Annotated in this window: 15 protein-coding genes and 1 pseudogene; 10 read left to right on the top strand and 6 right to left on the bottom strand. The window is 73.8% G+C overall.

All coding sequences use genetic code 11. From position 1 onward, the window contains the following. The first annotated feature begins 13 nt into the window (after positions 1-13). The 4 genes from ACIPPS_RS15075 to ACIPPS_RS15090 all read left to right on the top strand — a co-directional run bounded on the left by ACIPPS_RS15075 (position 14) and on the right by ACIPPS_RS15090 (position 4274). A complete protein-coding gene (locus ACIPPS_RS15075; protein WP_401431438.1) occupies positions 14-796 on the top strand; it encodes an SGNH/GDSL hydrolase family protein in 783 nt (260 codons plus the stop codon). 204 nt (positions 797-1000) lie between these two features. Next, positions 1001-2443, top strand: coding sequence for an adenylosuccinate lyase (purB, locus tag ACIPPS_RS15080; protein ID WP_401431127.1), 1443 nt, complete (start codon positions 1001-1003; stop codon positions 2441-2443). Next, on the top strand, positions 2440-3024 hold the full coding sequence (gene mug / locus ACIPPS_RS15085; protein WP_401431441.1) for a G/U mismatch-specific DNA glycosylase: 585 nt from the start codon (positions 2440-2442) through the stop codon (positions 3022-3024). Before purB ends, mug begins: the two co-directional genes overlap by 4 nt. Positions 3025-3116: 92 nt before the next feature. Continuing rightward, the gene (locus ACIPPS_RS15090) at positions 3117-4274 is read left to right on the top strand and encodes an ROK family transcriptional regulator (protein WP_401431130.1); all 1158 of its coding nucleotides are present in this window, start codon (positions 3117-3119) and stop codon (positions 4272-4274) included. A gap of 141 nt (positions 4275-4415) precedes the next feature. Here ACIPPS_RS15090 and ACIPPS_RS15095 read toward each other — a convergent pair whose 3' ends face one another. From ACIPPS_RS15095 to ACIPPS_RS15105, 3 genes are all read right to left on the bottom strand, one after another. Continuing rightward, positions 4416-5717: a tachylectin-related carbohydrate-binding protein gene (locus tag ACIPPS_RS15095; protein WP_401431132.1), complete on the bottom strand. Its 1302-nt coding sequence runs from the start codon at positions 5715-5717 to the stop codon at positions 4416-4418. Positions 5718-5918: 201 nt separating this feature from the next. After that, complete coding sequence (locus tag ACIPPS_RS15100; protein ID WP_401431135.1) at positions 5919-6659, bottom strand: GntR family transcriptional regulator; 741 nt, start codon at positions 6657-6659, stop codon at positions 5919-5921. Positions 6660-6918: 259 nt separating this feature from the next. Further along, entirely contained in the window at positions 6919-7803 is an 885-nt protein-coding gene (locus ACIPPS_RS15105) for an RNA polymerase sigma-70 factor (protein WP_401431138.1), read from the bottom strand. Positions 7804-7917: 114 nt separating this feature from the next. Between ACIPPS_RS15105 and ACIPPS_RS15110 the strand changes: the two genes are divergently transcribed. Beyond that, the gene (locus ACIPPS_RS15110) at positions 7918-8751 is read left to right on the top strand and encodes an alpha/beta fold hydrolase (RefSeq protein ID WP_401431141.1); all 834 of its coding nucleotides are present in this window, start codon (positions 7918-7920) and stop codon (positions 8749-8751) included. Positions 8752-9090: 339 nt separating this feature from the next. Here the strand turns inward: ACIPPS_RS15110 and ACIPPS_RS15115 are convergent. From ACIPPS_RS15115 to gdhA, 3 genes and pseudogenes are all read right to left on the bottom strand, one after another. Continuing rightward, positions 9091-9879: pseudogene (locus tag ACIPPS_RS15115) on the bottom strand (EamA family transporter); the annotation flags it as partial. Then, complete coding sequence (locus ACIPPS_RS15120) at positions 9876-11309, bottom strand: diacylglycerol/lipid kinase family protein (RefSeq protein ID WP_401431144.1); 1434 nt, start codon at positions 11307-11309, stop codon at positions 9876-9878. The gene ACIPPS_RS15120 and the pseudogene ACIPPS_RS15115, both read right to left, overlap by 4 nt. Positions 11310-11531: 222 nt before the next feature. Further along, complete coding sequence (gene gdhA, locus ACIPPS_RS15125; RefSeq protein ID WP_401431147.1) at positions 11532-12878, bottom strand: NADP-specific glutamate dehydrogenase; 1347 nt, start codon at positions 12876-12878, stop codon at positions 11532-11534. Between the two features lie 279 nt (positions 12879-13157). Here gdhA and ACIPPS_RS15130 point away from each other — a divergent pair, with 279 nt between their 5' ends. From ACIPPS_RS15130 to ACIPPS_RS15150, 5 genes are all read left to right on the top strand, one after another. Beyond that, on the top strand, positions 13158-14615 hold the full coding sequence (locus ACIPPS_RS15130; protein WP_401431149.1) for a PLP-dependent aminotransferase family protein: 1458 nt from the start codon (positions 13158-13160) through the stop codon (positions 14613-14615). A 189-nt stretch (positions 14616-14804) separates the two neighbouring features. Continuing rightward, complete coding sequence (locus tag ACIPPS_RS15135) at positions 14805-16400, top strand: alkaline phosphatase D family protein (RefSeq protein WP_401431152.1); 1596 nt, start codon at positions 14805-14807, stop codon at positions 16398-16400. Between the two features lie 214 nt (positions 16401-16614). Further along, entirely contained in the window at positions 16615-18039 is a 1425-nt protein-coding gene (locus ACIPPS_RS15140; protein WP_401431155.1) for a GNAT family N-acetyltransferase, read from the top strand. 439 nt (positions 18040-18478) lie between these two features. After that, the gene (locus tag ACIPPS_RS15145; RefSeq protein ID WP_401431158.1) at positions 18479-20185 is read left to right on the top strand and encodes a DUF885 domain-containing protein; all 1707 of its coding nucleotides are present in this window, start codon (positions 18479-18481) and stop codon (positions 20183-20185) included. A 142-nt stretch (positions 20186-20327) separates the two neighbouring features. Beyond that, positions 20328-20783, top strand: a complete 456-nt coding sequence (locus ACIPPS_RS15150) for an Lrp/AsnC family transcriptional regulator (RefSeq protein ID WP_401431161.1) — start codon at positions 20328-20330, stop codon at positions 20781-20783. Positions 20784-20824: the final 41 nt, after the last annotated feature.

The raw sequence follows: 20824 nt of genomic DNA on the forward strand, positions 1-20824 counted from the left end.
GATCGCTTCCGCCATGGAGATGAATGCCACCTACACCAGTCTGGTCGCCGTCGGCGACAGCTTCACCGAGGGCATGTCGGACCGACTGCCCGACGGTACGTACCGGGGATGGGCCGACATCCTCGCGGCCCGCCTCGCCGCCCGCACCCCCGACTTCCGGTACGCGAACCTCGCCGTGCGCGGCAAGCTCATCAGCCAGATCGTCGAGGAGCAGGTGGAGCTCGCCGCCGCGATGAAGGCGGACGTGGTGACCCTGGTCGGCGGCCTGAACGACACCCTGCGGCCGAAGGTCGACATGGGACGGGTACGGGGGCTGCTCACCCAGGCCGTCGAGACCCTGGCGCCCTCCTGCGGGCAGCTCGTCCTGATGCGCAGCCCGGGCCGCAACGGCCCCGTCATGGAGCGTTTCCGGCCGCGCATGGAGGAGCTCTTCGGGTACGTCGACGAGCTCGCCGCCCGGCACGGCGCCGTGGTGGTCGACCTGTACGGAGCGCCCGCGCTGGGCGATCCGCGCATGTGGGACGTCGACCGGCTGCACCTGACCGACGAGGGGCACCGGCGCGTGGCCGAGGCCGTGTGGCAGGCGCTGGGCCTGACCCCGGAGGCCGACTGGCGGACGCCGCTGCCGCCGACGTTGCCCCCGGGCTGGCTGAACCGCCGCGTCGGGGACGCCCGCTTCGCGCGGGAGCACCTCGGCCCCTGGATCGGCCGCCGCCTGACCGGCCGCTCCTCGGGCGACGGCCGCCCGGCGAAGCGGCCGGACCTGCTCCCGTACGAGCCGCCGCCGTCGGCCTGAGGAAGGGCGGCTTTCCTCGGGCGCCCCTCGGGCGGGCACCTCCCCCTCGGGCGGGCACCTCCCCCTCGGGCACCCCTCGGCCGCCCCGGCCTCCCGGACGGACCGGGATCGGCCGCCGCACGCGCGCGTGAGGTGCGTCTCGTAGTAAGAGACGAACCCGGCCGTGGCGCTGGCCTGCAGAAACCGCCAGTAGAATCTGTCCACGTGACTGCTGTGACTGCGAAGCCCCGTATCCCCAACGTCCTGGCCGGCCGCTACGCCTCCGCGGAGCTCGCCGTCCTCTGGTCCCCCGAGCAGAAGGTGCGGCTGGAGCGCCGGCTGTGGCTCGCCGTCCTGCGTGCCCAGAAGGACCTCGGGATCGAGGTACCGGATGCCGCCCTCGCCGACTACGAGCGCGTGCTCGACGAGGTCGACCTCGGCTCGATCGCCGAGCGCGAGAAGGTCACCCGGCACGACGTGAAGGCCCGGATCGAGGAGTTCAACGCCCTCGCCGGTCACGAGCACGTCCACAAGGGCATGACCTCGCGCGACCTCACCGAGAACGTCGAACAGCTGCAGATCCGGCTCTCCCTGGAGCTGATGCGCGACCGTACGGTCGCCGTCCTCGCGCGCCTCGGCAAGCTGTCCGGCGAGTACGCCGAGCTCGTCATGGCCGGCCGCTCGCACAACGTCGCCGCCCAGGCCACCACCCTCGGCAAGCGCTTCGCGACCGCCGCCGACGAACTGCTCGTCGCCCACGGCCGCCTCGAGGAGCTGCTCGCCCGCTACCCGCTGCGCGGGATCAAGGGCCCCGTCGGCACCGCCCAGGACATGCTCGACCTGCTCGGCGGCGACGCGGGCAAGCTGGCCGACCTTGAGAACCGGATCGCCGGGCACCTCGGCTTCGCGCAGGCCTTCACCTCGGTCGGCCAGGTCTACCCGCGCTCGCTCGACTACGACGTGGTCACCGCGCTCGTCCAGCTGGCCGCCGCGCCGTCGTCGGTGGCCAAGACGATCCGCCTGATGGCCGGTCACGAGCTCGTGACCGAGGGCTTCAAGCCGGGCCAGGTCGGCTCGTCCGCGATGCCGCACAAGATGAACACCCGCTCCTGCGAGCGCGTCAACGGCCTCATGGTCATCCTGCGCGGGTACGCGTCGATGACCGGCGAGCTGGCGGGCGACCAGTGGAACGAGGGCGACGTGTCGTGCTCGGTGGTCCGCCGGGTCGCGCTGCCGGACGCGTTCTTCGCCCTGGACGGCCTGCTGGAGACCTTCCTGACCGTGCTCGACGAGTTCGGCGCGTTCCCGGCGGTCGTCGCCCGCGAGCTGGACCGGTACCTCCCCTTCCTGGCCACCACCAAGGTCCTGATGGGCGCCGTGCGTGCCGGTGTGGGCCGCGAGATCGCCCACGAGGCCATCAAGGAGAACGCCGTCGCCTCCGCCCTCGCCATGCGCGAGCAGGGCGCCGAGCGCAACGAGCTGCTCGACAAGCTGGCCGCCGACGAGCGGATCCCGCTGGACCGCGCGCAGCTCGACGCGCTGATGGCGGACAAGCTGTCGTTCACCGGCGCCGCCGCCGACCAGGTCGCCGCCGTGGTCTCCCGTATCGAGGAGATCACCAAGCAGCACCCGGAGGCCGCCGCGTACACCCCCGGGTCGATCCTCTGACCAGGTTCACCCCGCAGGAGCTTCAGGCCGCCCGCGACCGCGTCATCCCGGACGTGGCCGCGGGCGGCCTTTCGGTCCTCTTCTGCGGGATCAACCCCGGGCTGATGTCGGCCGCGACGGGCCACCACTTCGCGCGCCCCGGCAACCGCTTCTGGCCGGTGCTCGCACGGTCCGGCTTCACGCCGCGGCTGCTGCTCCCGGCCGAGCAGGACGAACTGCTCGCGTACGGGCTCGGCATCACGAACGTGGTGGCGCGGGCGTCGGCACGGGCCGACGAGCTGACCGACGAGGAGTTCCGGGAGGGCGGCCGGCTGCTGACCCGGCGGGTGGAGCGGCTCCGGCCCGGCTGGCTCGCGGTGGTCGGTATCACGGCGTACCGGACGGCGTTCGGGGAGCGGCGCGCGGTGATCGGGCCGCAGGAGCGCACGATCGGCGGGACGCGGATCTGGGCGCTGCCCAACCCGAGCGGTCTGAACGCGCATTGGACCCTGGAGACGATGGCGGAGGAGTTCACGCGACTGCGCGAGGCGGCGGGGGTGCCGGACCGGCGCCCGGACGCGTCGGCGGGCCCGCCCGACTGACTCGGGCACCTCTGCGCCCGGGCGGCCCTCGCCGCGCACCTGTCCATTGAGTAACATCCGGCACACATGCGCACGAGCTGGGAGGACACACGGTGGGGCGGCTGACCGGCGGGGATCCGTCGCTGCTGCGGCGGATCAATTCCGCGGTGGTACTCCATGCTCTGCGGGGCGCCGACGCGCTCACGCTCACGGACCTGACGCGGATCACCGGGCTGTCCCGGCCGACCGTCGAGGGCGTGGTCGAAGGGCTGATCGTCGGGGGGCTCGTCGTCGAGGTCGCGCCCGAGGAGGGCGAGGCGAGGCGGCAGGGCCGGCCGGCCCGGAGGTTCCGCTTCCGGGCGGAGGCCGGGCATCTGCTGGGCATCGAGATCGGCCCGCACCGGGTCGCCGCTCTGCTCTCGGGCCTGGACGGCAGGATCATCGGCGCGGGCTCCCGCGAGGTCTCGGAGACGGCTCCGGAGGACGAGCGCCTGGAGCGGGTCCGTACGGTCGTCGCGGACGTGCTGCGCAGGGCCGGGGTCGCCCGGTCGAACCTGCGGGCGGTCGGTGTCGGCACGCCCGGGATCGTCGAGGCGGACGGCCGGGTACGGCTCGGCACGGCACTGCCCGGCTGGACGGGCCTGGCTCTCGGGGAGCGGCTGCGGCGGTCGTTCAAGTGCCCGGTGCTGGTGGAGAACGACGCCAACGCGGCCGCGGTCGCCGAGCACTGGAAGGGCGCGGCGACCGACTCCGACGACATCGTCTTCGTCCTGGCCGGACTGAGCCCGGGCGCGGGGTCCCTGATCGGGGGCCGTCTGCACCGCGGGTACGGCGGGGCCGCAGGCGAGATCGGCGCGCTGCATCTCCTGGGCCGCGGGGTCACCCCCGAGCACCTGCTCTCGACCACGGACGAGCCGCTCCATCCGCTGGACGAGCAGGCGGTGGCGAAGGTCTTCGCGCTGGCGCGCGGGGGCGACGCGCGCGCGGAGGCGGCGGTCGAGCGCTTCACGCAGCGCCTGGTCCACGACGTGGCGGCGCTGGTCCTCGCGCTGGACCCGGAGTTGGTGGTGATCGGCGGCTGGGCGGCGGGCCTGGACGGCGTCCTCCAGCCCCTCCGGGACGAACTGGCCCGGTTCTGCCTCCGCCCGCCGCGCGTGGCCCTGTCGATGCTGGGCGAGGCCGCGGTCGGCACGGGCGCCCTGCGCCTGGCCCTGGACCACGTGGAGGAACAACTCTTCGCCGTGGAGGGCACGGCGACGGCCCGGCGCTGAGGGCGGGGGAGCGGGGTGCCGTGCGTGGATCCCGGCACCGAGGGCGCGGAACACGTGTGCCGGAGGCGGAAGTGCGCGAGGCGGAAGTGCCAGAGGGCAGGTCCGGGTGTACGGGCCTGCCCTCCTGTTTCACCGGGCGGATCAGAACACGGTGTTGTAGATGTCCCAGCCCCAGCCGATCATCGTCCGGGTGGGCCCGGGGACGCGGCCGGGGCCGGTGGACGTGGAGTCGTAGGCCCAGAGCACGCCGTCGGTGCCGCGGGCGACGAGTTCGGTGTTGCTGTAGCGGCCGATCTCCTTGGTGCCCGTGAGGGAGTTGTAGACGTTCCAGCCGGCGCCGACCTTCCAGCGGGCCTCGAACGGCTTGTCGGGAGTTGCCGTCGCGGGGGTGCCGTTGTACTTCCAGAGCACGCCGGCGGTGTCGCGGGCGACCAGGCCGTCACCGAAGCCGGTGATCTGCGTGTAGACGTTCCAGCCACCGCCGACGCGGACACCCCCCAGGAAGAGGGGGGCGCCCTCGGGGTTGCGCTCGAAGTTCCACAGGACGCCGTCCTTGTCGCGAGCCACGACGCCGCCCTTGCCGTTGGAGGCGATGGCGGTGTAGTTCGCCCACGGCGGCATCCCGCCGGCGGCGCGCACGGGCGGGTGGAACGGGGCGGCGGGGTTGCCCGAGCCTCCGTAGAACCAGGGGACGCCGGTCGAGTCGAGGGCCACCAGGTCGCCCGTGCCGGCGGCGGTCGGGGGGTTCAGCTGGATGATCTGTCGGTAGACGTTCCAGCCGCCGCCGACCCGCTTGCGGGCGGTCAGGGAGCGGTCGGTGCTGCCCGCGGACTCGTAGCGCCACAGGACGCCGTCCCGGTCGCGGGCGTGGACGGCGCCCCGGGCGTCGGCCGCCGGGACGCTCTCGACGACGTCGACCCCGACCCTGCCCTGGGCGACCACGGTGCCGCCCGCGTCCTTCACCTCGACGGGAGCGTCGAGCGAGCCCAGCCAGCCCAGCTCCTGCGGCAGGTCGAGGGTGACGGCGTAGTCGAGGGAGTCCGCCGTCTCGACGACGGGAAGGTCGAGCACCAGGCGGGCCGGACCGCTCTCCTCCAGGCTCGTCCCGGTCCAGCCGCAGGACGCGAACGCCCCGCCGCCGACCGAGCACGTGGAGGCGATCCTGGCCGCGGTGCGGTAGTCGGTCCAGCCGCCGGGCTGCCAGTTGGTGACGGGAAGGGTCAGGCGAGCCGTGAGCGGGCCGGTCGTCCCGGCCGCGGGAGCTGCCGTGAACCGCAGCGTCACGGGCCCTTCGGGCCCCGCCGGAACAGTCAGCCGGCCACCGTTCTGGACCACCGTGCCCGGCTCCACAGCCGTCGCCGACTGCGTGGTCACCGGCGCGGCCACGGCCACGGCGCCCCCCAGCGCCACCGGTGCCATTCCCACGACGAGAGCCGTCGCCAAGGCCAGTCCTGCGGCGGCCCCGGCGGAAGGCGTACGGCGGGGGCCAGGGAGTGTCCGGAAAGTATGGCCATCCGCCCGCAGGGCGTCGCGAGCCACGCCAGACTTTCCGGACACCACCTCGGACGTGGCCGAGCCCGGGCAGACTGCCATAGCAGTCTCACCGGGCTCGGGTGGGTGACGGGTGCGCCGGGGGCGGGGGTGTCAGGACGCCATCACCAGGTCGCCCGAGTCGCCGAAGGTCAGGCGGCAGGTGTCGGCGCGGTAGGTGGCGAGGGAGACCGCGGCCGTGCGGCCCGCGGAGAGGTAGCGGGTCGTGACGACGAGGACCGGGGCGCCCGGGAGGCGGTCCAGTTCCTTGGCGTCGTCGGCGCGGGCCGAGCCGAGCTCCACGGAGCGGTCCTGGCCGTCGAGGGCGAGCCGCTGGAGTTCGCGCAGGACGCTGCGGGCGCGGGCCGGGCCGGTCGGGGTGTCGATCGCGGTCAGCTCGGGGACCGAGCCGGACGGCACGTACAGCAGCTCGGCGGCGACGGGCTGGCCGTGCGTGACCCGCAGCCGGCGCACGACGTGCACCTGCTCGTCGGGGGCGAGCTCCAGGATCCGCGCGACGGCCGCCGGGGCGGTGTCGAGGGCGGAGTCCATGGACTGCCAGGTCTCTTCGGAGACGCCGGGCCAGACGTGCTGGGTCGTGGAGACGTCGACGCCCACGCGCGGCGGGGCGACGGTCGTGCCGACCCCACGGCGGCGCTGCAGGCGGCCCTCCAGCTCCAGCTGCTCCAGGGCCTGGCGGAGCGTGGCCCGGGCGACGCCGAAGCGCGCGGCCAGGTCCCGCTCGTTGGGCAGGATCTCGCCGACCGCGAAGTCGGAGTCGAGCGCCTCACCGATCACGGTCTTGAGGTGCCAGTACTTCGGCTCCGGTACCGATTCCAGCTGCGTGGTCCCCACCCTGATCCTCCGCAATTCGCCGTGTCCCGCGGCGGTTTTTCCGCGCCCTTGTTTATTAAAGGTTCCTGCACTAACTCTGCGACCATAAGGCGGCGCACCCCCTTGGTCAAGACCAATCCTGGCCCCGATGCCCCCGAATGCGGGCCTCTGGCGTAGATCGTTCACAGGACGTTCGCACCGATGTGTGCCCCGCGCGGCACGGTGCCCCGCCTCCGGGCGGAGACGGGGCACGCGGGGGAACGACGGAAGCGGAACCCGGTCAGGCGGGCGCGACGGCGTGCAGCTTGTCGGGGTTGCGCACGATGTACACGCACTGGACGCGTCCGTCGCGCACCTCGATCTGGAAGACCGAGTCCGGCTTTCCGCCGTCGAGGACGAGCAGCCCGGGACCGCCGTTGACCTCCGCGATGCGGACCTCGAAGGCGGCCTCGGCGCCGGACGCGACGGCGAGGAGGAAGCGGCCGACCTTGTCCGCGCCGTCGATGACCCGCAGCGGCGCCTTGGACTTGCCGCCGCTGTCGCCGACGAGTCGTACGTCCGGGGCGAGCAGGGCCAGGAGACCGTCGAGGTCGCCGTCGGCCGCCGCGGCGAGGAAACGCTCGGTGAGATCGCGCCGTTCGGCCGGGTCGACGTCGTAGCGGGGCCTGCCCTCGTCGACATGGCGGCGTGCGCGGCCCGCGAGCTGGCGGACGGCGGCCTCGGAGCGGTCGAGCACGGTGGCGATCTGCGCGTAGGGGAAGCCGAACGCCTCGCGGAGCACGAAGACCGCGCGTTCCAGCGGCGAGAGGGATTCGAGGACGACCAGGACGGCGAGCGAGACGGAGTCGGCGAGCACGGCCCGCTCGGCGGTGTCGGAGGCGGACGGCCCGTAGTCGGTGAGGACGGGCTCGGGCAGCCAGGGCCCGACGTAGGCCTCGCGGCGGGCCTGGACCTGGCGCAGCCGGTCGAGGGCGAGCCGGGTGGTGATGCGGACGAGATACGCGCGTGGCTCGCGGACGTCCTCGCGGTCGGCGGCGGTCCAGCGCAGCCACGCGTCCTGGACGACGTCCTCGGCGTCGGCGGCGCGGCCGAGCATGCGGTAGGCCACGCCGTGGAGCAGGGGCCTGTGTTCCTGGAAGACGTCGGTCAGCGAGTCGGTCACCACTCCCCCATCCCAGCCGACCGGCCGCGCGCTGTCCAGATCCGTCCAGGCCCTTGAACTCGTATCTACTGAGCGGTAATTCTTGCTGACAGGGTGTCTAAGTCAAGGAGAGCGCGTATGTCCGCACAGATCTCGTTCACGTTCGAGACCCCCGGGGGTCCGCGCACGGCCTCGGTGACGTACGAACGCAGGGGCGCGGGTGAACCGCTCCTGCTGCTGCACGGCATCGGCCACCACTGGCAGGCCTGGGAGCCGGTCCTCGACATCCTCGCCACCGAACGGGACGTCGTCGCCGTCGACCTGCCCGGCTTCGGGACCTCCCCGGCGCTGCCGGACGGCTGCGCCTACGACCTGTCGACGGTCGTTCCGGTCCTCGGCGCCTTCTGCGCGGCCCTCGACATCGAGCAGCCGCACGTGGCCGGCAACTCGCTGGGCGGGCTGCTCGCCCTGGCGCTCGGCCGGGAGAAGCTCGCGCGATCGGTCACCGCGCTCTCCCCGGCCGGATTCTGGTCGGAGCGCGAACGGCAGTACGCCTTCGGGACCTTGCGCGCGATGCGGGTGGCCGCCCTCTCGATGCCGGTGCCGCTGATCGAGCGGCTGTCCCGCAGCGCCGCCGGGCGGACGGCGCTGACGAGCACCATCTACGCGCGCCCCGGGCGCCGTTCGCCCGAGGCGGTGGTCGCCGAGACGCTCGCGCTACGGGAGGCCACCGGCTTCCGCCAGACGCTGGAGGCCGGCCGGACCGTACTCTTCGGCGACGACGTCCCGGCCGTGCCCGTGACCGTCGCGTGGGGCACCCAGGACCGTCTCCTCCTGCGCCGCCAGGGCGTCCGGGCCAAGCGCACCGTCCCGGGAGCCCGGCTCGTGCGACTGCCCGGCTGCGGGCACGTCCCGATGAGCGACGACCCGGCGCTGGTCGCGCGGGTGATCCTGGACGGCAGCAGCCGCTGACGGGAACGCGGCCGCGGGATGCGACGGCGGAGTCGCGGGGGCGGCCGCGGGATCGGTCGGAGGCGTCGCCGGGACGGCCACGGGATCCGTAGGAGAAGCCGCGGGGACTGCCGCCGGATCCGTCGGAGAAGCCGCGGGGGCGGCCGCGAGATCGGTCGGAGAAGTCGCGGGGACTGCCGCCGGATCCGTCGGAGGAGTCGCAGGGGCGGCCGCGAGATCGGTCGGAGAAGTCGCGGGGACTGCCGCCGTGGGCTTGCGCCGGGTGAAGAGGCCCGTCCCGAGCGCCGCTCCGGCGCCGACGAGGACGCTGCCGGCGGCCTGCGGGAGGCCGAAGCCGCCGGTGGCGACGAGCGCGGCGGTCAGGGCGGCGGCGACCGGGATCGCGCCGGTGAAGAGGGTGGCCCGCTCCATGCCGATCCGCTGGACGCCCATGTAGAACAGGATGAAGCCGACGACCGTGGCGAGGACGGCCTGCCAGACCAGGGCCCCGGTCTCCACGGCCGTCGGCGTCCGCAGGAACGCGCCGCCGTCCACGACGAGCCCGAGCAGCGCCGACTCGACGGCCGCGATCCCGCAGACCGCCGCCGTCAGGAGCTTCGGCCCGAGCGGACGGAGCACGGGGACGGCGAGGACGGTGAACCCGACCTCGCCCGCCAGGGCCCCCACGGAGTAGCCGAGCCCGGCGAGGTCGGTACGTCCCCACCCCTGGACGGTGAAGGCTCCGGCGGCGACGAGCAGTGCGCCGTAGAGCACCGCCCGGGAGGGCTTGCGGCCCTCCAGGAGGGGGACGAGCACGGCCACGACCACCGGGGCGCAGCCGACGAGGACGCCGGGGACGGCGGGCTCCGCGGTCCGTTCGGCGGCGAGGACCGCGAGGTTGAAGCCGACCATGCCGACGGCGGCGAGCAGGGCCAGCCGGATCCAGGCCGGGGCGCCCAGAGCGCGCAGCGGGGCGAGCCCGCCCGCGCCGAGCAGGGGCAGCAGGAGCAGGCACGCGGCGCCGTAGCGCAGGGCCTGGCCGCCCGCGTAGGGATAGTCGCCCAGCAGGCTGTTGGCGGTGAAGGAGGCGCCCACGAGCGCGTAGGCGACGGTCACGAGGAGGATCCCTCGCAGGGAGTTCGCGTTCATGGTCCCGACGCTAGGGAGCGCGGCGGTCCGGTTGAAGGTCCACTTCCGCGCCGCCTTCGGGGACCACTTCCGGGTGTGGCCGTTCGTTCCGTGGCCGGTTGTTCGGTGCGGCCGAGCGCGAGGTCGACGATGCGTCGCCATCGCACCGGCGGCGTGGGGACGGCGACGCCCGGACGGTCGCGCGGCACCAGGACGCGTAGTGCGCCCGCGCGCAGCGTGCACACCACCGGGACGGGCATCCGCAGGGCCTCGCCGTCGACCGCCACGGCGATCTCGTCCGTGTCGGCGGTCACCTCGACGCGGTGCGCGGTCATGACGGTGAGGCCCGGGGACCGCGAGCCCCGAAGAGCCAGGTCGGCGGCCTGGGTCGCGTCCTCGACCCGGATCCCGAGCACCCCGAGCTCGCCGCCGTCCAGGCGGGGCCGACGGCCGCCACCGCTCAGCTCGTCGGGAGAGACGTACGGGTTGTTGCTGACGAGCAGGGCCTGCCGGGACGAGAGCGCGGTGCCGTCGACGCGCGCGTCGAGCCGTCGCACCCCCTCACCGAGCAGCAGGTCCGGCATGAGGTTCAGCGCCGTGACCGTCTTGTCGTCGCGGTACTCCGGGCGCTGCACGACATCGGCGTACACCCCGAAGGACACCGTGTTGACGAAGGCCCGGCCCGCGACGTCGCCCAGGTCGATCCGCACCTCCTCGCCGTCGGTCAGCGCGTCGAGGCAGCGCGACGGGTCGGAGCGGTCGAGGCCCAGGTCCATGGCGAAGTGGTTGCGGGTGCCGGCGCAGACCACGAGGAACGGCAGGCCGTGCTCCGCCGCGACCGCCGCGACCAGCGCCTGGGTGCCGTCGCCGCCGGCGACGCCGAGCAGGTCCGCGCCCTCGGCGACGGCAGCCCGGGCCAGCTCGGCGACGTCGGCGGGGGCGGACGGGTCGAGCAGGATCACCCGCGCGCCGAGCTCCTCCGCCCGCTCGACCAGACCGAAGCGCCCGACCTTCCCGCCACCGGACTTCGGATTCATGATCAGGACCGCTCGTCCGGGCCGGACCGCGGCTCTCACCGGCGTCGACCGCTCCGGGCGCGACATGCGCAGCGCCGCCCGGGCCCAGGCGAGCGTGGCACCCCAGCACAGGAGCAGGACGAGCGCCGTCAGCCAGAGGCCGTCGTGTGCGAACAGCACCAGGACGGCGACCGGCGCCGCCACCGCGACGAGCGCCCCGAGCAGACGCAGAGCGCCTCGGTGCGCCACGAACCACCACACACCGACGGCGCAGAGGACAAGTCCGAGGAGCCCGGCCCCGACGACCTCCAGCCCGCCCTCCCCCACCGCGAGCACGAGCACGACCAGCGAACCGATCGCCGCGAGCACGGCGAGACGGGCGAGGAGGCGTGCGGCCCCGGTCCCGGCGGGCCCCCGCGCACGTGTCCCGCCCATGGTCTCCTCGCACGACGTGGTCGGCTCCCCGCCCGTGCGGCCGCGAGCCCGGTCCGCGCACCAGCCTGCCCACTCCCTGACCGCCGAGCATCCCGGCGGGACCGAGCGGATGAAGGGACCGACCGCGGTCCGGCCCTGCGCCCCGGTCCGCCCCGTCCCTCAGACCCGTCCCTCAGACCCGCTCCTCAGACCCGCTCCTCAGCGCTGTCCGGTCGCGTGGTCTCAGATGACGCCCTGGGCCGCCATCGCCTCGGCGACCCTCAGGAAGCCCGCCGCGTTGGCGCCGAGCACGTAGTCGTCCGCGTTGCCGCCGTACGCCTCGGCGGTGGCGCGGCACTGGGTGTGGACGTCACGCATGACCTCGGCGAGCCGCGCCTCGGTCTGCTCGAAGGACCAGGTGTCACGGGCTGCGTTCTGCTGCATCTCCAGCGCCGAGGTGGCCACCCCGCCCGCGTTCGCGGCCTTCCCGGGACCGAACAGCACCCCGGCCTCCCGGAACACCGCCAGCGCCTCGGGGGTACAGGGCATGTTGGCGCCCTCCGCCACCGCCCGCACCCCGTTCTTGACCAGCGCGACGGCGTCCTCACGCCCCAACTCGTTCTGGGTCGCGCACGGCAGCGCGATGTCGCACGGAAGGTCGAACACCCCGCCACGGGCCGAGAACCGCGCGGACGGCTTCGCCTCCACGTAGTCGGAGATCCGGGCCCGCCGCACCTCCTTGAGCTCCTTCAGCAGCTCCAGGTCGACGCCGTCCTCATCCACCAGGTACCCGGACGAGTCGCTGCAGGCCACCACACGACCGCCCAGGGCGTGGACCTTCTCGACCGCGTACAGCGCGACGTTCCCCGACCCGGAGACCACCACGCGCCGCCCGTCGAAACTCTCCCCGCGCGTGGCGAGCATCTCCTGCGTGAAGTACACCGCGCCGTAGCCCGTCGCCTCGGTGCGGGCCTGGGAGCCGCCCCAGCCCACCGGCTTCCCGGTCAGGACACCCGACTCGTAGCGATTGGTGATCCGCTTGTACTGCCCGAAGAGGTAGCCGATCTCCCGCCCGCCCACGCCGATGTCGCCGGCCGGCACGTCCGTGTGCTCGCCCAGGTGACGGTAGAGCTCGGTCATGAACGACTGGCAGAACCGCATGACCTCGGCGTCCGAACGACCCTTGGGATCGAAATCGGCGCCTCCCTTGCCCCCGCCGATCGCCATCCCGGTCAGCGCGTTCTTGAAGATCTGCTCGAAGCCCAGGAACTTCACGATCCCGAGATTGACACTCGGATGGAACCGCAGGCCCCCCTTGTACGGCCCGAGAGCGCTGCTGAACTCCACCCGGAAGCCGCGGTTCACGCGCACCGCGCCCCGGTCGTCGACCCACGGCACGCGGAAGATCAGCTGCCGCTCCGGCTCCACCAGCCTCTCCACGATCCCGGTCTCGACGTACTCGGGGTGCCGTTCGAGCGCGGGGGTGAGGGACTCCAGCACCTCGGCCGCCGCCTGATGGAACTCCGCCTCCCCCGGGTTGCGCCGGCAGACCTCCGCGTACACGGCCTCGATGTGCTCGCTCACGTTCACCTCTGTGTCCCGCTCTCCTCGGCTCCGGACCCGCTCGACCCGGAGGTGTTCGATCCTGACGTCGTCGCCCCGGACGGTGTCGACCGGGACGTCTTCGGGTCGAGCCGATCAGACATCCGGTCCACCGTCCAGACCGCACCGCATGCTGGAACGGTCCAGGACGGACGAGGGGAGGCAGCCACGGCCTGTCCTGTCATCCTGACGCGGTCAGGACAGTGCGTCGCCGTGAAGCCGCGCACGGGGAACAGGCAACAGTCAGGGACACGAGGGGAGACAGACGTGCGAGGGCCGCGGACGAGACGGTCGCAGGAGGTCGAGGCCCAGGTCGAGACCGCCGCGGCTGCCTGGGAGCTTCTGCTCCCGGCGGCCGCCGCACCGGCCAGGCGGCGCGGCCGGGCGCTCCAGGAGGCGCTGCGCGACGCGGTGCGCACGGGGCGGCTGACGGCCGGGACGCGGCTGCCGTCGAGCCGGGAACTGGCGGCCGATCTGGGGGTCTCGCGCGGCCTCGTGACGGAGGCGTACGAGCAGCTGACCGCCGAGGGGTATCTGCGCAGCGACCGGGGCTCGGGCACGTGGGTCGGGGAGACGGCGCGCGCCGCGACCGATCGGACCGTACGGGACATGGCGCCGCGCGCACCGGGCGTCGAGGTGGACTTCCGCCCCGGGACGCCCGACCTCGCGCTCTTCCCGCGCGCGGCCTGGGCGGCCGCCCAGCGGTCGGTGCTGTCCGCGCTGCCCCACCGGGCGCTCGGCTACCCGGATCCGCGAGGCATTCCGGAGCTGCGGGCGGCGCTCGCCGCGATGCTCACGCGGCGGCGCGGGGTGGTGGCCGATCCGGAGCGCCTGGTGGTCTGTTCGGGGGTCGCGCAGGCGTCGACGCTGCTCGGGTTCGTCCTGCGGGCGCGCGGGCTGCGCACGGTCGGCATCGAGGACCCGGGCAGTCCGGAGCACGGCCGGCTGTTCGCGGCCACCGGCGTGGACACGCTCTGGCTGCCGGTGGACGAGGAGGGGCTGTTGCCCGGTCCACTCGCCGCGTCGGGGGTACGGGCGGTGGTCACCACGCCCTCGCACCAGTTCCCGACGGGCATCGCCTACTCGGCCGGGCGCAGGGCCGCGCTCCTGGACTGGGCGAGGGCGGTGGACGGGTACGTCCTGGAGGACGACTACGACGGCGACTTCCGCTACGACCGGGCACCGGTGGGCGCGCTCCAGGGCCTCGACCCGGAGCGGGTCGTCTACACGGGGTCGGTGAGCAAGTCCCTCGCCCCGGGGCTGCGGCTCGGCTGGATGCTCGTACCGCGCGAGCTGCTCGCGGAGGTCGTGGAGCGCAAGCGGACGATGGACCTCGGGAACCCGGCCCTGGACCAGGCGCTCCTGGCCGAGTTCGTCACGCGCGGCGCCTACGACCGGCAGCTGCGCCGCTGCCAGCGGGCGTACCGGGAGCGGCGGGACGCCCTGGTGGCGGCGCTCCGGGAGGCCTTCCCGGGGACGACGGTGAGCGGGATCGCGGCCGGATTGCACATCATCGCGCGCGTGGAGCCGCGTTACGGCCCGACGGCCCGTTTCGTGGCACGGGCGGCGTCCGCCGGGGTGGCCCTGCGCGCGCTGGAGGAGTTCGGCACGGCACGACCGGCGGACGGCGCCGTACGCCTGGTCCTCGGCTACGCGCACCTGTCCCCCTCCGAGATCGCCCGAGGCGTACGCCTGGTGGCCGCCGCGTGCGGGGCGGAGCGGTAGCCGAAGGACTGGCGGGGCTACCGGGCCGGTTGCCGGGGGCCTCACCCGGGGCGGCCATCGCGGCAGCCGGCGGCCGAACGGGCGGCGGCTCCGGGGTGTTCACCCCGGGTTCGTGTGCGCGCCGTCCCCGGCCGTTAGGCATGGGGTGGCACAACGGACCCATCCCGTACCCCACTTGGAGGCGCTTCGATGTCCCACTCCGTTCCCGGCCCGGCCCCCGCCCGCCGCAGCGTCCTGCGCGGCTCCCTGGCCGCCTCGTCGGCGCTCGCCCTCGGCGGCGGAATCGTCGGCTCCGCCGCCCCCGCGCTCGCGCTGTCGGGGCGGCCCCGGGCCGCGTGGGGCGTGCAGACGGGTGACGTCACGGCCTCCTCGGGACTGGTGTGGGTGCGCTCGGACCGGCCGGCCCGGATGATCGTGGAGACCTCGGCGAGCGAGTCGTTCCGCCGTACGCACCGCCACTACGGCCCCCTGCTCGGCCCGGGCAGCGACTTCACCGGAACGACCGCGCTGCGCGGCCTGCCGGCGGGCGAGCAGATCCACTACCGCGTCACGCTCGCGGACCCGGACGACCCGCGCCGTACCGGCGAACGCGTCGTCGGCACCTTCCGTACGGCTCCGGACCGGCGCCGTGACGGGGTGCGCTTCCTCTGGTCGGGCGACATCGCCGGGCAGGGCTGGGGCATCAACCCCGACATCGGCGGCTTCCGCGCCTTCGAGGAGATGCGCCGGCTGAACCCGGACTTCTTCCTCTGCAGCGGCGACACGATCTACGCGGACGGCCCGCTCCAGCCGAGCGTCACGCTGCCGGACGGCCGGACCTGGCGGAACGTCACCACCCCCGAGAAGGCCAAGGTCGCCGAGACACTGGCCGAGTACCGCGGACAGTTCCGGTACAACCTGCTCGACCACAACGTGCGGGCGTTCAACGCGCAGGTCCCCTCGATCGTGCAGTGGGACGACCACGAGGTCCGCAACAACTGGTACCCCGGCCAGATCCTGGACGACGCCCGCTACACCGAGAAGAACGTGGACGTCCTGGCGGCGCGCGCCTCCCGCGCCTTCGCCGAGTACTTCCCCGTGTCGACCCTCCACGCGCGCGGTGACGGCCTCTCCACCGAGGGCCGGATGCACCGGGTGGTGCGCTACGGTCCGCTGCTCGACGTCTTCGTCCTCGACATGCGCTCGTACCGGAACGCCAACTCGCCCGGCCGGCAGGCGGACGACACCGAGGGCATCCTCGGCGCGGAGCAGCTGGCCTGGCTGAAGCGGGAGCTGAGCCGCTCGCGCGCGGTGTGGAAGGTGCTCGCGGCGGACATGCCGCTGGGCCTGGTCGTCCCCGACGGCACGAACATCGAGGCGATCGCCCAGGGCGACCCGGGCGCGCCGCTCGGCCGGGAGCTCCAGATCGCGGAGCTGCTGCGGTTCGTCAAGCACCGCCGGATCACCGGCACACTGTGGCTGACGGCCGACGTGCACTACACCTCGGCGCAGCACTACGCGCCGGAGCGGGCCGCGTTCAAGGACTTCGCGCCGTTCTGGGAGTTCGTCTCCGGGCCGCTGGCCGCCGGCGGCTTCCCCGCGAACGCGCTGGACGCCACGTTCGGTCCCGAGCGGGTCTTCGTGCGGGCGCCCGAGCGGGCGAACCTGTCGCCGATGGAGTCGCCGCAGTATTTCGGCGAGGTCGACATCGACGGCGGAAGCGGTGAGTTGACGGTCCGGCTGCGGGCCGAGGGCGGGACCGTCCTGTTCAGCCGGGTGCTCCAGCCGGGGCGCGTGGGCCAGTAGGCGGGGCGTGAAAGCCCTGGTGAGGGGCTGTCGTCGTGCAGGCCGGGACGGCTGCGGAAGGCGCTCGGGGCATCCTCGGAAGGATCCGCACCGGCGGCCGGTCAGGAGATGACACAAGCGGTCGAAACCAGCCAGTAAACCCCCAGATCGGCGCTTAACCCGCCAGTCACAGAGCGTTCGTGATCACGCAACACCACTGGGTCACAGTGAGGTCATGACCGATGTGACCTCCGCGAAGACCGCCCGCCGCCCGCACCACTGGCGGCGGGATCTCATCGAACTCGCCGCCCTCTTCACGGCCGTGGTGGTGGCCGACACGATCGCCAAGACCGTCGTCCGCGGCGCCGACGGCCCGTACATGCTCGTGTTCTCCGCCATCGCGCTGATCGCCACGGCGACCTTCCACACCTGGTGGGCCAGGCGCCACAGCCATGCGCCGCCCGCCGCCCATCCCGGTGGCAGCGGGCCCACCCCGCTGTCGCCGGGCGCCGACGTCCCCGCACACGACGGGTCGTCCGGCGGCGCCGACGATCGTCGCGCCCCCGTCGAGACCTCCCTGTGGCGGATGCGGACCACGGTCCGCGACACCCCGGGCAGCCTCGCCGCGCTGTGCACGGCGCTGGCCCGCCACGAGGTCGACATCCTGACGCTCCAGACCCACCCGCTCGCCGTGGGCACCGTCGACGAGTTCCTGCTCCGCGCCCCCGCCGGACTCCAGGCCGCCGACCTGACCCGGGCCATCGCCACGGCCGGTGGCCGGAGCACCTGGATCGAGCGGGCCGACGCCCACGACCTGGTGGACACCCCCACCCGGCTCCTCGGCCTCGCCACCCGTACCGCGCTCGACGCGGCCGAACTCCCCCTCGCCCTGCGCCAGCTCCTCGGCCGCTGCCGGATCCACTCCCTGCCCGCCGTCTCCCTGAGCGGCCGCCCCACCGGCGAGACCGCCCCGGTGGAGGGCGTCCTGGAGGAGACGGTGATGCGCCTGCGCGACCCGAACGGCGGCGTGCTCACCATCGAGCGACCCCATCTGCCGTTCACCCCGACCGAGTTCGCGCGCGCCCGCGCGCTCGTCGAGCTCGACGCCCGCCTCGGCCCGCGCATCCCGCGCAGCCAGGACGTCCTCACCCTGCCCGAGGGCAACGAGATCACCGTCCGACGCGCCGACCAGCGCGACCTCGTCGCCGCGCGCGCCATGCACGACCGCTGCTCCCCCCGGACGCTCGCCCTGCGCTACCACGGCCCGGTCGGGGACGCCGACCGCTACCTCGACCACCTCCTGAGCCCCCGCTTCGGCCGCACCCTCGCCGTCCAGACGGCCTCCGGCCGGCTGGTCGCCCTCGGCCATCTGCTCTGGGACGGCGACGAGACGGAGGTCGCCCTGATGGTCGAGGACGACTGGCAGCGCCGGGGTATCGGCGCCGAACTCCTCGGACGGCTGGTCGCGATGGCCGTCGAGGCCGGCTGCGCGAGCGTCTACGCGGTGACGCAGTCGTCCAACACCGGCATGGTGGCCGCGATGCGCGCCCTGAACCTCCCCCTCGACTACCAGATCGAGGACGGCACCCTGGTCATCACCGCCCGTCTCGCGACGGCGCCGGCGGCCCCGCGCCACCGCCTGCCGCTGGGCGAGCGCTGAGGACCTACATGCGGTCACGGCGGGCGCCCCTCGACGCCGGGCCGAATTCGGACGCCGGACAGAAGGTGGCCGGATCCGCCTCACCCGGCCCGGCCAGACCGCCCCTTCTCCGCCCCTGGGCAACGGCGCCCGGGGCCCCCTCCACGGGCTCACCGCCGAGGTGGGGCGCGGCGCCCGGAGCCCGCCGGGGCAAGACCTCCGACGGGATCCGGCCAAACTCTGTCGGGGGCCGGATACCCGGCGCCCGGTCGGAACGCGCCCACACCGGCGCGAACTGTTCGGCCCGTCCGTCGAGCACATACGCTCGGTGACCCGCGTAGATCCCCGACGGGCTCTCCCCCCGGGGGTCGGCGGACCGTCCTCCCGGGCGCTCATTTGTCAGCCTCATGAGATCGATTGAGGATGACGCGAGGACCGTGAAGGCACGAGGATGGCCCCCATGCCAGAGACTTCCAGCAGCGCGCTGCCCCGCCAGGTCGCCGACAGCTACGTCGACGCACTCATCGAGCTCGACCCGATCACCGGTACATACCTGGGAGTCGCAGCGAGCGCCGGCCTCCTTCCCGACTTCTCACCGGCCGGTCAGGAGGAGGTGGCCGAGCTCGCCCGCCGTACCCTCGCGCGGCTCGACGAGGCCGAACGGCTCCCGGGCGCGGACAGCGACGCCGAACGGCGCTGCGCCCGGCTGCTGCGGGAGCGCCTGACGGCCGAACTCGCCGTCCACGAGGCCGACGAGGGCCTCTGCGCGGTCAGCAACATGCGCTCCCCCGCGCACAGCGTGCGGATGGTGTTCACGGTGGCGCCGACCGAGACCGAGGAGGACTGGGAGGCCGTCGCCCGGCGGCTGCGCGGAGTCCCCGCGGCGCTCGACGGCTACCGTGCCTCCCTCGCGCTCGGCCTGGAGCGCAAGCTGCTGGGCGGCCCCCGGGCGACCGCGACCTTCGTCGGCCAGCTGACGGAGTGGGCGGGCGGGGGCGACGCCGGGGACCGTGGCTGGTTCGAGGAGTTCGCGGCCACCGGGCCGGATTCCCTCGGCCCCGAGCTGCGTACGGAGCTGGCCTCGGCGGCCCGCGGCGCCACCGAGGCGGTCGTCGCGCTGCGGGACTGGATGCGCGACGTGTACGCCGCGGCCGTCGCCGGCGCCCCCGACACGGTGGGCCGCGAGCGCTACCGGCGCTGGTCGCGCTACTTCAACGGCACCGACCTGGACCTCGACCAGGCGTACGCGTACGGCTGGTCCGAGTACCACCGCCTGTACGCCGAGATGCGCACCGAGGCGGACCGCATCCTGCCCGGCTCCGACCCGTGGGAGGCCCTGGCCCACCTCGACGTCCACGGCACCCACATCGAGGGCGTCGAGGAGGTACGGGTCTGGCTGCAGGGGCTGATGGACGAGGCGATCGAGGCCCTGGACGGCACCCACTTCGAACTCGCCGAGCGGGTACGGAAGGTGGAGTCGCACATCGCCCCGCCGGGCGGCGCCGCCGCGCCGTACTACACCGGCCCCTCGGAGGACTTCTCCCGGCCCGGCCGCACCTGGCTGCCGGTCGACGGCCAGACCCGCTTCCCGGTGTACGACCTGGTGTCGACCTGGTACCACGAGGGCGTGCCGGGCCACCACCTGCAGATCGCCCAGTGGGTGCACGTCGCCGACCAGCTCTCCCGCTACCAGGCGACGATCGGCGGGGTCAGCGCCAACGCGGAGGGCTGGGCGCTCTACGCGGAGCGCCTCATGGACGAGCTGGGCTTCCTGCCCGACGCCGAGCGCCGCCTGGGTTACCTGGACGCCCAGATGATGCGCGCCTGCCGGGTGATCGTCGACATCGGCATGCACCTGCGTCTGGAGATCCCGGCCGACTCGCCGTTCCACCCCGGCGAGCAGTGGACGCCCGAGTTGGCGCAGGAGTTCTTCCAGCGGCACAGCAGTCGGCCGCCGGCCTTCGTCGAGAGCGAGATGACCCGCTATCTCTCCATGCCGGGGCAGGCGATCGGCTACAAGCTGGGCGAGCGTGCCTGGCTGCTGGGCCGCGAGAACGCGCGGGCCGCGCACGGCGACGCGTTCGACGCGAAGGCCTGGCACATGGCGGCGCTGTCGCAGGGACCGCTGGGCCTGGACGATCTCGTGGAGGAGATCTCGCGGCTCTGACCGGGCGGGACGCCCTGTCCGCCGCCCGGTGGGATCCCCCGGCTCCCGCACGGTGGGATCTCCCGCCCTCGCACGTCCCGGACGGTGAGAACTCCCCGGGGATCGCTTGATCGCCCGGGGATTCCCCTGCACCATCACCGTCATGACCGCTCTGACCGGATACACCCCGGACGCCACCGACTGGCGCATTCTCGACGCCCTGCAGAGCCAGGGCCGGGCCGGCTTCACCGAGCTGGCCCGTGCCGTGTCCATGTCGGCCTCCGCCGTGACCGAGCGGGTCCGCAGGCTGGAGGAGGCCGGGGTGATCACGGGCTACACGGCCGTCGTCGACCCGGAGCGGCTCGGGATGCCGATCCTGGCCTTCGTCCGGCTGCGCTATCCGAACGGCAACTACAAGCCGTTCCACGATCTGATCGCGGCCACTCCGGAGGTCCTGGAGGCGCACCATGTGACCGGCGACGACTGCTTCGTGCTGAAGGTCACCGCCCGGTCCATGAAGCACCTGGAGGAGATCTCCGGCAAGGTGGGCGCGCTGGGGTCGGTGACCACGAGCGTGGTGTACTCCTCGCCCCTCCCCCGGCGCGCGATCAGCCGCTGACCCGGGACAGCGTCCCTCGGTCCCGGAGCTCAGGGCTCCCG

Source organism: Streptomyces sp. NPDC090127, assembly GCF_044746945.1.
In the GTDB taxonomy this organism is placed as follows: domain Bacteria; phylum Actinomycetota; class Actinomycetes; order Streptomycetales; family Streptomycetaceae; genus Streptomyces.

Excerpts from the sequence above, each read along its gene's own strand:
- ACIPPS_RS15075 (WP_401431438.1), top strand. The coding sequence starts at position 14 with ATGGAGATGAATGCCACCTACACCAGTCTGGTCGCCGTCGGCGACAGC.
- ACIPPS_RS15110 (WP_401431141.1), top strand. The coding sequence starts at position 7,918 with ATGTCCGCACAGATCTCGTTCACGTTCGAGACCCCCGGGGGTCCGCGC.
- ACIPPS_RS15120 (WP_401431144.1), bottom strand. The coding sequence starts at position 11,309 with ATGGGCGGGACACGTGCGCGGGGGCCCGCCGGGACCGGGGCCGCACGC.
- ACIPPS_RS15135 (WP_401431152.1), top strand. The coding sequence starts at position 14,805 with ATGTCCCACTCCGTTCCCGGCCCGGCCCCCGCCCGCCGCAGCGTCCTG.
- ACIPPS_RS15140 (WP_401431155.1), top strand. The coding sequence starts at position 16,615 with ATGACCGATGTGACCTCCGCGAAGACCGCCCGCCGCCCGCACCACTGG.
- ACIPPS_RS15145 (WP_401431158.1), top strand. The coding sequence starts at position 18,479 with ATGCCAGAGACTTCCAGCAGCGCGCTGCCCCGCCAGGTCGCCGACAGC.
- ACIPPS_RS15150 (WP_401431161.1), top strand. The coding sequence starts at position 20,328 with ATGACCGCTCTGACCGGATACACCCCGGACGCCACCGACTGGCGCATT.